13 protein-coding genes are annotated in these 12,549 nt (G+C 69.5%); 9 read left to right on the plus strand and 4 right to left on the minus strand.

Annotation, left to right across the window (positions count from 1 at the left end; all coding sequences use genetic code 11):
- Positions 1 to 43: 43 nt before the first annotated feature.
- Complete coding sequence (locus FHW79_RS20850) at positions 44 to 451, minus strand: GreA/GreB family elongation factor (RefSeq protein ID WP_183180714.1); 408 nt, start codon at positions 449 to 451, stop codon at positions 44 to 46.
- 318 nt (positions 452 to 769) lie between these two features.
- On the opposite strand from FHW79_RS20850, the gene FHW79_RS20855 reads away from it, so the two are divergent.
- The 4 genes from FHW79_RS20855 (at position 770) to FHW79_RS20870 (ending at position 5,686) form a co-directional block, all read left to right on the plus strand.
- Positions 770 to 2,317 carry an ABC transporter ATP-binding protein gene (locus FHW79_RS20855; RefSeq protein ID WP_183180715.1) on the plus strand — a complete coding sequence of 516 codons (1,548 nt, stop codon included), beginning with the start codon at positions 770 to 772 and terminating at the stop codon, positions 2,315 to 2,317.
- Positions 2,318 to 2,494: 177 nt separating this feature from the next.
- Positions 2,495 to 3,586, plus strand: a complete 1,092-nt coding sequence (locus tag FHW79_RS20860; protein WP_183180716.1) for an ABC transporter permease — start codon at positions 2,495 to 2,497, stop codon at positions 3,584 to 3,586.
- A complete protein-coding gene (locus tag FHW79_RS20865; RefSeq protein WP_183180717.1) occupies positions 3,583 to 4,515 on the plus strand; it encodes an ABC transporter permease in 933 nt (310 codons plus the stop codon). The genes FHW79_RS20860 and FHW79_RS20865 overlap by 4 nt, the downstream gene beginning before the upstream one ends.
- A gap of 94 nt (positions 4,516 to 4,609) precedes the next feature.
- Positions 4,610 to 5,686 carry a BMP family ABC transporter substrate-binding protein gene (locus FHW79_RS20870; RefSeq protein WP_183180795.1) on the plus strand — a complete coding sequence of 359 codons (1,077 nt, stop codon included), beginning with the start codon at positions 4,610 to 4,612 and terminating at the stop codon, positions 5,684 to 5,686.
- Between the two features lie 78 nt (positions 5,687 to 5,764).
- On the opposite strand, the gene FHW79_RS20875 is transcribed toward FHW79_RS20870, so the two are convergent.
- Positions 5,765 to 6,175 carry a hypothetical protein gene (locus FHW79_RS20875; protein ID WP_183180718.1) on the minus strand — a complete coding sequence of 137 codons (411 nt, stop codon included), beginning with the start codon at positions 6,173 to 6,175 and terminating at the stop codon, positions 5,765 to 5,767.
- Positions 6,176 to 6,487: 312 nt separating this feature from the next.
- Between FHW79_RS20875 and FHW79_RS20880 the strand changes: the two genes are divergently transcribed.
- On the plus strand, positions 6,488 to 6,934 hold the full coding sequence (locus FHW79_RS20880; protein ID WP_038528459.1) for a hypothetical protein: 447 nt from the start codon (positions 6,488 to 6,490) through the stop codon (positions 6,932 to 6,934).
- A 67-nt stretch (positions 6,935 to 7,001) separates the two neighbouring features.
- Positions 7,002 to 7,595, plus strand: coding sequence for a hypothetical protein (locus FHW79_RS20885; RefSeq protein WP_183180719.1), 594 nt, complete (start codon positions 7,002 to 7,004; stop codon positions 7,593 to 7,595).
- 16 nt (positions 7,596 to 7,611) lie between these two features.
- On the opposite strand, the gene FHW79_RS20890 is transcribed toward FHW79_RS20885, so the two are convergent.
- Positions 7,612 to 8,163, minus strand: coding sequence for an NUDIX domain-containing protein (locus FHW79_RS20890; RefSeq protein WP_183180720.1), 552 nt, complete (start codon positions 8,161 to 8,163; stop codon positions 7,612 to 7,614).
- A gap of 68 nt (positions 8,164 to 8,231) precedes the next feature.
- Positions 8,232 to 9,116 carry a diguanylate cyclase gene (locus FHW79_RS20895; RefSeq protein WP_183180721.1) on the minus strand — a complete coding sequence of 295 codons (885 nt, stop codon included), beginning with the start codon at positions 9,114 to 9,116 and terminating at the stop codon, positions 8,232 to 8,234.
- 203 nt (positions 9,117 to 9,319) lie between these two features.
- On the opposite strand from FHW79_RS20895, the gene prs reads away from it, so the two are divergent.
- The 3 genes from prs (at position 9,320) to FHW79_RS20910 (ending at position 12,462) form a co-directional block, all read left to right on the plus strand.
- A complete protein-coding gene (prs, locus tag FHW79_RS20900; RefSeq protein ID WP_183180722.1) occupies positions 9,320 to 10,213 on the plus strand; it encodes a ribose-phosphate diphosphokinase in 894 nt (297 codons plus the stop codon).
- A gap of 62 nt (positions 10,214 to 10,275) precedes the next feature.
- A complete protein-coding gene (locus tag FHW79_RS20905) occupies positions 10,276 to 11,883 on the plus strand; it encodes an MBL fold metallo-hydrolase (protein ID WP_183180723.1) in 1,608 nt (535 codons plus the stop codon).
- A 72-nt stretch (positions 11,884 to 11,955) separates the two neighbouring features.
- Positions 11,956 to 12,462 (plus strand): hypothetical protein, encoded by a 507-nt coding sequence (locus FHW79_RS20910; RefSeq protein ID WP_038528447.1) that lies wholly within the window; start codon positions 11,956 to 11,958, stop codon positions 12,460 to 12,462.
- Positions 12,463 to 12,549 lie beyond the last annotated feature (87 nt).

Here is a 12,549-nt window from a genome sequence, read left to right on the forward strand (position 1 = left end):
CGCCACGGTGCAAGCCGTGGTCGATGGACCTTCAGGTAGGCGGTCAGCCGGCTGGAGGTTCGATCCGCAGGACCTGCACCGACTTGGTGCGGCCGTCGAGCGTGCCGTAGGCGATGGATTGCCCCTCGGACAGGCCGAGCAGGGCGGCGCCCACCGGGGTCAGGATCGAGATGCCGTCCTGGCGCCGGGCCGCTTCGTCCGGTGTGATGAGTGTGGCGGTGTGCCGCGTGCCCCGGTCGTCCGCGAAGGTGACCCGGCTGCCGAGCCGGACGAAGGGCGTGCCGCCGCCGTCGGAAGAATCCGCGACATCGGCGCGGTCGACCTCGCGCTGGAGGAAGTCGATGACGCCGGCGGGCTGGCTGAGATGGGCGAGAAGGACGTCGAGACGCCCGAGGTCATGAGGGGTGATTCGGATCGGCGGCGGATCGCCGAGCATCGACTTGCGGTTCATTCCAAAAGCTCCATAAGGAAAGGCCGCCGGAAATGGCGGCCCTTCCCATAGCTGAGGACGACGGCGGCCTCTTGTCAACCGTGCGGCGGCGTGGCATCTGTCCGTGTGCGAAGCAACTGCTGATTTGTTGGGTCATCTGCCGCTTTGTTGGGCTGCGACAGGCGCCCGAAACGGGGCGAATGACCGCAGGCTGGGCAACCGCTTCCCCTGTTGACGGCGAACAGCCTTGACGGGCAAGACTCTCCGAAAGTGGCATGGCTTTGGCAATGCCCTGCCGACTTCACCCCTACCCGGTCCGCCTCCTTGGATTCCCCATCCGTGTCATCCCCACCGCACCGGCTCGAACTGCGCGGCGTCACCAAGCGCTTTCCGGGCTGTCTGGCGAACGATCAGGTCGATCTCGTCCTTCGGCCGGGCGAGATCCACGCGCTGCTGGGCGAGAACGGCGCCGGCAAGTCGACGCTGGTGAAGATCATCTACGGCGTCCTGCACGCCGACGCCGGCCGGATCCAATGGAACGGGCAGGACACGCACATCCCAGACCCGGCGGGCGCCCGCCGGCTGGGCATCGGGATGGTGTTCCAGCATTTCTCCCTGTTCGACACGCTGACGGTCGCCGAGAACATCTCGCTCGGCCTCGACCAGCCCGGACCGATGGACGCGCTGTCGGCGCGCATCGCCGAGGTGTCGGAACGCTACGGCCTGTCGCTGGACCCGCGCCGCCACGTCCACAACCTGTCGGTCGGCGAGCGGCAGCGGGTGGAGATCGTGCGCTGCCTCCTCCAGGACCCCAAGCTGCTGATCATGGACGAACCGACCTCGGTCCTGACGCCGCAGGAGGCGACCCGCCTGTTCGAGACTCTGCGCCGGCTGGCGGCGGAGGGCTGCACGATCCTCTACATCAGCCACAAGCTGGAGGAGATCCGCGCGCTCTGCGACACCGCCACGGTGCTGCGCGGCGGGCGCGTGGTGGGGAGTTGCGACCCGCGCCGGGAGACGGCGCGCAGCCTCGCCGAGATGATGATCGGCACCGAGCTGTCAACCCCGGAACGGTTGCCGCAGGGCGAGGCCGGGGCGGCGAAGCTCCAGGTGCGGCACCTCTCCACCACCTCCGACAACCCCTTCGCCACCAACCTGAAGGACGTGTCCTTCGAGGTGCGGGCCGGCGAGATCCTGGGCATCGCCGGCGTGGCCGGCAACGGGCAGGCGGAGCTGATGGCCGCCCTGAGCGGCGAGGCGCTGGTGCCGGACCCGGCGTCGGTCGCCATCGAAGGGCGGCCCGCCGGGCATCTCGGCCCGCGCGAGCGGCGCCTGCTCGGCCTCGCCTTCGTGCCGGAGGAGCGGCTGGGCCGCGGCGCCGTGCCGGAGCTGAGCCTGTCGGAGAACGCGCTGCTCTCCGGCTACGCCCGCGAGCCGCTGGTGCGCAGCGGGCTGGTCCATTTCGGGCGCGCCCGCTCCTACGCCGAGCGGATCATCGGCGCCTTCAACGTGGTCACCCACGGTCATCGGGCGGAGGCGCGGTCGCTGTCGGGCGGCAATCTCCAGAAATTCATCATCGGCCGCGAGATCCTTCAGAAGCCGCGCCTGCTGGTGGTCGGCCAGCCGACCTGGGGCGTGGACGCGGGTGCCGCGGCGGCGATCCACCGGGCGCTGATCGACCTCGCGCGTTCCGGCGCCGCCGTCCTAGTGATCAGCCAGGACCTGGACGAGCTGTTCGTGCTGAGCGACCGCATCGCCGTGCTGTTTCACGGCCATTTGTCGGAGAGCCGCCCCACCCACCACACCAGCGTGGAGGAGATCGGTCTGCTGATGGGCGGCCTGTTCAACCACCCGCCCGATGAGGATGAGGTGGACCGTGCGGTGTGAACGCGACTTGCCCCCTCTCCCGTCCCGGGAGAGGGAAGGGGCCCGCGCCGCGCGCGGGAAGGGTGAGGGTTCGGCGTGGAAAAAGCGCCTGATCCTCGCGTCACCCTCACCCGGCCGCCTGCGGCGGCCACCCTCTCCCGGGGCGGGAGAGGGGACGACGTGCGTCGGAGCCTTTTCATGACCCTCCTCCGTCTCGAACCCCGCGGCGAGGCGTCGCGCGCGATGGTCTACGCCACGCCGCTGCTGGCGGTCGCGCTCACGCTCGCCAGCGGCTTCCTGCTGTTCTGGGCCATGGGCTTCGACCCGGTGAAGGCGCTGCACGCCTTCTTCATCGCGCCGCTGATGTCGCTGCGCGGCCTCGGTGAGCTGGCGGTCAAGGCGACCCCGCTGGTGCTCTGCGCGATCGGCCTCGCCATCGGCTTCCGCGCCAACGTTTGGAACATCGGGGCCGAAGGGCAGCTCACGCTCGGCGCCATCACCGGCGGCGGTCTGGCGCTGGCCTTCTACGGCGAGGGCGGCTGGTGGCTGCTGCCGCTGATGATCGTCGCGGGCATGGCCGGCGGCGCGCTGTGGGCGGCGATCCCCGCCTTCCTGCGGGTGCGCTTCAACGCCAGCGAAATCCTGACCAGCCTGATGCTGAACTATGTGGCGCTGCATCTGCTGAACTACCTGATGCACGGCCCCTACCGCGACCCGGACGGCTTCGCCTTCCCGGAATCCCGCCTGTTCGAGGCCGACGCGGTGCTGCCGCTGCTCGTCGCCGGGACGCGCGTCCATCTGGGATCGCTGTTCGCCCTGCTGGCTGTGGCGGCGGGCTGGTTCCTGATGGCGCGGACCTTCATCGGCTTCCAGATCAAGGTCATCGGCCTGACCCCGACGGCGGCGGGCTACGCCGGCTTCAACCAGAAGAAGATCATCTGGCTGACGCTGCTGCTGTCCGGCGCGCTGGCCGGTCTGGCCGGTCTGGGCGAGGTCGCCGGGCCGATCGGCCAGATGAACCCGACCATCTCCCCCGGCTACGGCTACACCGCCATCATCGTCGCCTTCCTGGGGCGGCTGCACCCGGTGGGCATCCTGCTGGCCGGCTTCCTGATGGCGCTCTCCTTCATCGGCGGCGAGGCGGCGCAGATCGCGCTCGGCCTGCCCAAAGCCATCACCGGCGTGTTCCAAGGCATGCTGCTGTTCTTCCTGCTGGCGACCGACGTGCTGATCCGCTACCGCGTGCGCTTCGGCGCAAAACGGGCCGTCGTTGGGAGGGCTGCGGCATGAGCGCCGAACTGGCCCTTCTCGGCCCGATCCTCGCAGCCATGCTGGCGGCCGCCACGCCGCTGCTGTTCGCAGCCCTCGGCGAACTGGTGGTGGAGAAGTCCGGCGTCCTGAACCTCGGCGTCGAGGGCATGATGCTGGTGGGCGCCGTCTGCGGCTTCGCCGTGGCAGTGCAGACCGGCAGTTCCACCGCCGGATTCGTCGCAGGGGCTGCGGCGGGGGCGGGCATGGCGGCGCTGTTCGGCGTGCTGACCCTGCTCCTGCTCGCCAACCAGGTGGCGACCGGCCTCGCGCTGACGCTGTTCGGCGTCGGCCTGTCGGCGCTGATCGGGCAGGGCTTCGTCGGCATCCCCATCGCCGACGTGCCGGAACTCTACATCCCCGGCCTGACCGACCTGCCGGTGATCGGCAAGGCGCTGTTCGGGCAGGACGCGCTGGTCTATCTGGCGCTGGCGGCGGTGCCGGCGGTGCACTGGTTCCTCTACGCCACGCGCAAGGGGCTGATCCTGCGCGCGGTCGGCGAGAACCACGCGGCCGCCCACGCGCTCGGCTACAAGGTCATCCGCATCCGCTTCCTCGCCGTGCTGTTCGGCGGCGCGATGAGCGGCATGGCCGGGGCCTTTCTGTCACTCGACTACACCCCGATGTGGGCGGAGGGCATTTCCTCCGGGCGCGGCTGGATCGCGCTGGCGCTGGTGGTCTTCGCCACCTGGAAGCCGGGCCGCGTGCTGCTCGGAGCCTGGCTGTTCGGCGGGGTGACCATCGCGCAGCTCCACGTCCAGGGGCTGGGAATCGACATTCCGTCACAACTCTTGTCGATGCTGCCTTATCTGGCTACCGTCATCGTCCTGGTGGTGATTTCACGGGATGTCGCCCGGATCCGGCTGAACGCGCCGGCCAGCCTCGGGAAGGTTTTCCATCCGGACGCCTGATGGGCCGATGCCTGACAGGCTCCGGGATGTTCGCAAGTCTTACGTTCGTGCTCAATCAATTGGATCAGGGAGCAAACACGTGAACAGAAGGACCATGGGCAAGGCCCTGATGGGTCTGGCCACCGGCGCCGCCATGCTGGCGCTGGGCGTCGGCGCGGCCGGCGCGCAGGAGAAGATGAAGGTCGGCTTCGTCTACGTCGGTCCGATCAGCGACCACGGCTACAGCTACCAGCACGACCAGGGCCGCCTGGCCGTGGAGAAGGAACTGGGCGACAAGGTCACCACCACCTTCGTCGAGAACGTGCCCGAGGGCGCCGACGCCGAGCGCGTGATTGAGCAGCTGGCCTCTTCCGGCCACAAGCTGATCTTCACGACCTCCTTCGGCTTCATGAACCCGACGTTGAAGGTCGCGCAGCGCCATCCCGACGTGAAGTTCGAGCACGCCACCGGCTACAAGCGCTCGGCCAACGTCGCCACCTACTCGGCGCGCTTCTACGAGGCCCGCACGGTCATCGGCCAGATCGCCGGCAAGATGACCAAGTCGAACATCATCGGCTACATCGGCTCCTTCCCGATCCCCGAGGTGGTCAGCGGCATCAACGCCTTCACCATCGCCATGCGCGAGGTGAACCCGAAGGCCGAGGTGCGCGTCGTCTGGGTGAACAGCTGGTACGATCCCGGCAAGGAAGCCGAGGCCGCCAAGGCGCTGATCGACCAGGGCGCCGACGTGATCTCCCTGCACACCGACAGCCCGGCGGCCATCCAGGTCGCGCAGGAGCGTGGCCTGTGGGTGTTCGGCCAGTCGTCGGACATGACCCGCTTCGGCCCGAAGGCGCACCTGACCGCCATCGTGGACGACTGGCGCGAGTATTACGTGAACCGCGTCAAGGCGGCTCTGGACGGCTCCTGGAAGTCGCAGGACACCTGGGGCGGCTTCAAGGACCACATGCTGTTCCTGGCCCCTTACAACCCGGCGCTCCCGGCGGATGTCGTCGCGGCGGCGGAGAAGACCCGCACCGACATCATGGAAGGCAAGCGCCACTCCTTCCAGGGGCCGGTGAAGGACCAGTCCGGCAAGGTCGTGATCGCCGAGGGCAAGCAGGCCACCGACGAGCAGATCCTGAAGATGGACTGGTATGTCGAGGGTGTGCAGGGCAAGGTTCCGAAGTAAGCCGGAGCCGGTCGCTGAGAGGAAAAGGGAGGCTTCGGCCTCCCTTTTTTGTTGGCCGCACCTCTTGGCGGCCGGTCCTCAGCCCGGCCGGCGGCCCAGCGCGGCCCAGCCGGCGGCGGCGAGGCGCATCACCTCCGGCCCGCTGCCGGCGGGGTTGGGCTCCATCGTCACCAGTTCCCGGTTCTCGAACCAGACCCAGCGGGGAACCTCGGCCGCGGTGGGGACCCAGCCCTCGGCCATCCGCTCCAGCACCGCCAGATCGGCGGCGGCGATGGGGAATTTGGGCTTCGGTGGGGTGCGGTTCGGCGCGGTGGGGGCGGGTGGAGCCGCCGGCGGGGCGTCCAGCCCGGCGCGGGCGTGTATCCAGGCCGTCTGGAAGGCGGTCAGAGCTTGGTTCAATTCCCCGCGCAGCGGCTCGGACGGGCAGCGCAGGTAGCGGTCGAGCAGGGCGTGAAGGGACTCGGCGGAGGGCGGCGGGGTCTCGGGCATGGGGCGGTTCCGTGGTCGGCGTGGTCCGGCACCGCAGCCATAAACGCAAGGGGCAGGAGAAGACAAGGGGCAGGAAAAGAAAGGCTCCGCCGCTTCAGGGAGCGCGGCGGAGCCTGTCGAGGAGGCACAATCCCCTGTGCTGCCTTGATCCAAACACGCCCGCCGGGCCGCCGGTTCCACCTTCCCTTCCGGGGTGACCCGCAAGGCTGCGGTCCGAAAGCCGGGACTATGCGTTGACAGCCGCAGGACAGACACCGGCGTCGGGAAGGGAAGCGCATCGTGGGGAACGGATTTCAGAAGGCATCGCGGGTCATGTATTTTCTGGCGACCGGCGTGTTGATGCTGTTCGCCCTGGTGTTCATCGGCGTCGCCGCTTACTCGGTCTTTCACAGCCTTCTGCTCCTCGACATCGAGGCGACGACGCACGGGCTGCTGGACGGTGTCGGCATGATCGTTCTGGCCATCGCCGTCTTCGAAATCGCCAAGTATCTCTACGAGGAGGAGCTGGAGCACGACCGCGAGTTGCGGCACGCCGACGAGGCGCGGCGCACCCTGACCAAGTTCCTGACCACCATCATCATCGCCGCCAGCCTGGAAGGGCTGGTGCTGGTGTTCGAGGCGCGGACCTCGCAGATGAGCGACATGGTCTATCCGGCCATCCTCCTGATGGTCATCGTCTTCATGGTGCTTGGGCTCGGACTCTACCAGCTGATCAGCCGTCGGGCGGAGACCATCGACCCGAAGGAGGGGGATTCCTGACCGCCCTCCGCGTTCCAACATTGCTGGGAGGAGTTGTTGATCCCTCCCAGCCAGAGCGGAGCGCCCCATGTTCGACCCCGCCCAGATCGGCCGCATCTCTCCCGTGGAGCAGGCCGACGCCTTGCGCACCTTGATCGCCGTCTTCGCCACCGCGGTGGTGCGGCCCGGCGAGACGGCGCCGCGCAACGCCGTCAGCGCCGAGATCGTCGACATTCTCGACGAGGTGCCGGCGGAGCGGGTCGAGGCGGTGGCCCAACTCTTCACCATGATGGCGCTGCGCCTGCGGCGGAAGGGACGGCCGCGCCGCACCGCCTTCCGCCTGACCTTGGAGACGGCGCTGCTCGCCCGCTCCTACGTCGGGGAGCCGGCGCCGCGCAACGAGACCAGCTACCTGTCGTCCGACCGGCCCGGCCTGGGGACGATCGACCATGCCTGCAACGAGATGCTGGAGCGCATGGCCGGGGTGCCGGATGATGAGCAGCGGGCGTGGCTGACCGCGCAGGTGATCGCCACCGGCCTGATCGACGCCGACCGCCGCCACCGGCTGGGCGGTCCCGACCGCGACCTCGGCGACATGGCGGTGGCGGAGTTCCTGCTGCGCACGGCGGCGCAGTACCTCGCCGCCACCGCTGCCCGCACCCCGCCCGAAGGCAAGGGCTGAGGCCGCCGCGACGGACTTACTGCAGGGCGATGATGGCGGCCATGGTCGCGTAGCGCTCGATCGACTGGGAGGATGGCAAACGCATCGCCTGCCGGGTGATGGCGAGCTGATTCTCATGGGAAACGGGCTGCCGCACCCCCAGATGGGCGACAACCTTGGCAAGCGGTACGACGTGGGCTGAGGACAGTTCCCAATTCACGATGGCGCCGCCCGCCGGGCGCCCGGGCGTGACGGCGGATGGCGCGACCCGCAGGGTGATCGAGGAGGCCAGCGACTCCAGCCCGGTCACCGGAACGAAATACAGCGTGAAACTCCGCGATGTCGGGCGCCAGGGCTCCGCCGAGCGGCAATCGGGGAAGGCGAGTCCGGTCTGCTCGTGGAACAGGCGTTGAAGTGCTGCGAGCGGGCTGGTGACGCTCTCGTAGCCGCCGCCGGGAACCGCCCATTGGCCCGCCGCGTCGACGACCCGCGGCTCCGCCGGACCGCGGCCCCACCAGGTGCTGACCTCGCGCCGCCGGACGATCAGGACCTTCGTCCCCTCCAGAAACGCCACATGGACATGGCGCATCGCCTTTTCCCCCGCATCCCGTTGGCTCCGCTGCCGGAGACGGGTGGGAAGGGCAGGGCGTGAACGGTTTAAGGGGAGGGGACCACGCGGTTCCGCCCTGCGGCCTTGGCCCGATACAGCGCGGCGTCGGCCACCCGGAGCGCGTCATCGATGCCGCCGGGCGCGTCCGGCGCGACGGGCGCGACGCCGAAGCTGGCGGTCATGCGGAAGGGATCGCCGTTCAGCCCCATTTCCTGTGCCGCGACGCGCCGGCGCAAGCGCTCCGCCACGACCGACGCATCTGCCAGAGCGGTGTTGGGGAGCAGGACCACGAACTCCTCGCCGCCGTAGCGCCCGATCAGGTCGCCGGGACGCAGGGCGTCGCCCAACGTCTGGACGAAGCGCTGCAACGCCTCGTCCCCGGCGGCGTGGCCGCGGCTGTCGTTGATGCGCTTGAAATGGTCGATGTCGGCGATCAGCAGGGACAGAGGCTGCCGCGACCGCTGCGCCCGCCGGATCTCCTCGTCCGCACGGTCCAAAAGGGCGCGCCGGTTGGCGACGCCGGTCAGCGGGTCGGTCTGCGCCTGCGCGACCAGCAGCCGGTGCATTTCGGTGATTCGGCCGCCCGCCTTCAACCGCGCCTTCAGGTGGGCGCGGTTGACCGGCTTGTGGATGAAGTCGTCCGCCCCGGCGTCCAGCGCCTTCATCTCATAGAAGGGTTCGTCGTGGGACGTCATCAGGATCAGGTAGCTGTAGGCGGTCCGTGGGTCGGCCTTCAGATGCCAGCACACCTCCAGCCCCGACAGCCACGGCATCTCCCAATCGATGATGGCGATGTCGAAGGGTTCGGCCTGGGCGCGCTCCAGCGCTTCCCGGCCATCCCTGGCCAGGATCACCTCATGCCCGTAAGACGCCACCTGCTCCGAAAGCATGGTGCGCATCAGGACCGTATCGTCGGCAATGAGCACGCGCATGGCGGGAAACTGCCTCATACCTTCGTCTGCGGTCAATGAGCGGTGGACGTCCGAGCGTTATTTGTGGGCGTCCGTTCCTGCCGTCCTATCGCCTTCACGGTAACGTTGCGCCTAAGGTCGTGGTCGCCCCGCCGCGGCCCTTGCGGCATAGTACCGGCCTTACGGGGCGCCCATGTCCGGGCGCGCAACGCAGAGGGGACAGCATGGCCCGCTATACGGGCGTCTACGGATTTCCGGAATCGGCGGACGGCGCGCGGCGTCTGGCCGAGGCCCTGAACGTTCCCTGCCACATCGCCGAACTGCACCGCTTTCCGGATGGCGAAAGCCTCGTCCGCCTGCCCGAACCCGTGGAGCGCGCGGTGGTCTACCGCTCGCTCGACCGCCCGAACGACAAGCTGGTGGAATTGGCGCTGGCCGCCTCCGTCCTGCGCCGGCAGGGTGCCACGGAGCTGTGCCTCGTCGCTCCCTACATGGCCTACATGCGCCAGGACGCGGTGTTCCGCCCGGGCGAGCCGGTAAGCCAGACGGTGGTGGGGGATTGGCTGGGCCGGTTGTTCGACCGCTTCGTCTGCGTGGAGCCGCACCTGCACCGCACCCACACGCTGGACGAGGTGTTCGTCGGGCGTCCCTCGGTCTGCCTCAGCGGCGCCGGGGCCATCGCCGAGCGGCTGCGCCGTGATGGGGTCGCGCCCGGCACCGTGGTCGTCGGCCCGGACGAGGAGGCCGCCCCGCTGGTCGAGGCGGTGGCCGGGCCGCTCGGCCTCACCGCCCTGGTCGGGCGGAAGGAGCGGCGCGGCGACCGCGACGTGACGGTGACTTTGCCCGCCGATGCGCCGCTGGCCGAACGGCCCGTGGTGATCGTCGACGACGTCATCAGCTCCGGCGAGACCATCTTCTCCTGCGCGCGGGCCGCGCGGTCCGCGGGCGCGGCGTCGGTCCGGGTGTTCGGGGTGCATGCCCTGTTCGACGCGGCGGTGGCCGCCCGTTTCCAATCCGAAGGGCTGGGAACGCCGTTGTCCTGCGACGGGGTTCCGCACCCCAGCAACGCCCTGCCGCTCGCCCGGCTGATCGCCGACGCTTTGGTGGCGCCCCGTTGACGGGCCGGTAACCCTTCGTCAGGCAGGATAGGGGACAGGGCACAACAAGGCGGGGTTTCGCCATGACACTGTCCCTCACCTTCCACGGCGCCGTCGGCACGGTCACCGGCTCCTGCTTCCGCATCCGGACCGGCGACGGCGACCTGCTGATCGACTGCGGCCTGTTCCAGGGCACCAAGACGGTCAAGGAGCTGAACTACCGGCCCTTTCCCTTCAAGCCGTCCGCCGTGAAGGCGGTGCTGCTGACACACGCGCACATCGACCATTCCGGCCTGCTGCCGAAGCTGGTCCGCCAGGGCTTCAAGGGGCGGGTGCACGCCACCGCCGGCACCGCCGACCTGCTGGCCTACATGCTGCCCGACAGCGGCTACATCCAGGAGACGGAGGTCGAGCGGCTGAACCGCCGCAACCGCCAGCGCGGGCGCCCGGCGGTGGAGCCGATCTACACCCAGGCCGACGCCCAGGCGGCCATCCGCCACCTGCACGCGGTCGATTACGGGGAATGGGTGACGGTGCTGCGCGGGATCCGCGCCCGCTTCTGGCCGGCCGGGCACATCCTGGGTTCGGCCTCGGTCGAGCTGGAGGTGACGCGCGGTGGGACGGCCGAGACGATCCTGTTCTCCGGCGACCTCGGCCCCGGCGGCAAGTCCTTCCACGCCGACGCGGAGGGACCGCCGCGGCCCGACTGGATGGTGCTGGAGACCACCTACGGCAACCGCGAGCGGGTCGAGGTCGGCGAGGCCGAGCGGCAGGCCCTGCTGCGCGACGAGGTGCGGGGGGCGCTCGCCGCGGGCGGCCCGCTGCTGATCCCGGCCTTCGCGGTGGAGCGCACGCAGGAGCTTCTCTACGACCTGCACCGGCTGTTCGACGGCGGCGAGATCCCGCTGGTCGACGTGTTTCTCGACTCGCCGCTGGCCGACTCCCTCACCGGGGTGTTCCGCCGCCATCTGGCCGATCTCGGCACCGGCGACGATCCCTTCGCCCGGCCCAACCTGCACCGCGTGCGCTCCGTGGCGGAAAGCCAGAGGCTCAACGCGATCAAGGGCGGCGCCATCATCATGGCGGCCAGCGGCATGTGCGACGCCGGGCGCATCCGCCACCACCTGAAGAACCATCTGTGGAGCCCGGAGGCCACCGTCCTGCTGGTCGGCTACCAGGCGCCGGGCACGCTGGGCCACCTGTTGCAGCAGGGGGCGGCCAGCGTCCGCATCCATGGCGAGGAGATCGCGGTGCGTGCCCGCATCCGCTCGCTGGACGTCTATTCCGGCCACGCCGACCGCAGCGGCCTGCTGTCCTGGGTGACGGCGCGGCAGGGGGTGGGGCGCGGCCTGTTCCTGGTCCATGGCGAGGAGGACGCCTGTGCCGGCCTGCGCGACGCCCTGGTCCGCCGCGGCTGGGACCCGGCGCTGATCCGCCTGCCCGAGCTGGACGAGGTGGCCGACCTGACCGCCCCCGCCCCCGCGCGGGCGCCGGCCACCGCCGAGGGCGGCCCGCCGCGGCTGGAGCCGCAGGCCGTGTCCGCCGGGCGGGACTGGCACAACCGCTACGCCGCCTTCCTGCTGGACCTGCACCGGGCGCTGGACGCCGCCCCCGACGACGCGGCGCGCGACGCGCTGCTCCGCGGGGTGGGCGACCGCCTGCCGCAGGCGACGGGGCGGACGGCGGAGTGAACGCCCTGCCATCGGCCGGTCCCTGCATGCTATAGATCCGTGACAGCCGCGAAGCAAAAGGATGACGGGGCGATGGGGAAGGTGGCGAACATCGTGGTCCAGATGGCGCGCAAGCTGACCGACGACAACGCCCGGCTGGGCCGTGTCCGCAACGCCGGCAAGCCCAAGACCTTTCCCCATTTCCGCGAGATCCGGAACGCCTATCTGGACATTCAGGGGCTGGTTTTCTCCATTCAGGAGCGTCTGCCGGAGACGGGGAACGACCTGCCGCCGAACTTTCCGCAATGGGTGATCCGGCAGAAGCTGACGGCGATCGCCCATTTCACCGACATCAGTTACGCCTTCGTCAGCGACCCGCCCTTGGCGCTGACCAGCTCGCTCGGCGCCTTCGACGTGCTTCAGGCGGAGCAGAAGGCCTTTTCCGAGACGCTGAACGCCTTCGACATGATGCTGATGGAGGCCGGCATCGACGACAAGACGGCGGACGAGCTGGATGCCACCCGCACCAAGATCGAGCAGATCCTCGGCATGATCGAAACCCTTTTGCAGAACAGCCCCAAGGTTCTGCAGGAATTTTGAACGCCGCCGCACGCGCTGGGTGATTTGGGCCCCATTTATGCGCTTCTCGCACGGGCTCATTCTGGTTAAGGTCTACCGGCGCGCGTC

The sequence above is a fragment of the Azospirillum sp. OGB3 genome, assembly GCF_014192915.1.
Lineage (GTDB): Bacteria > Pseudomonadota > Alphaproteobacteria > Azospirillales > Azospirillaceae > Azospirillum.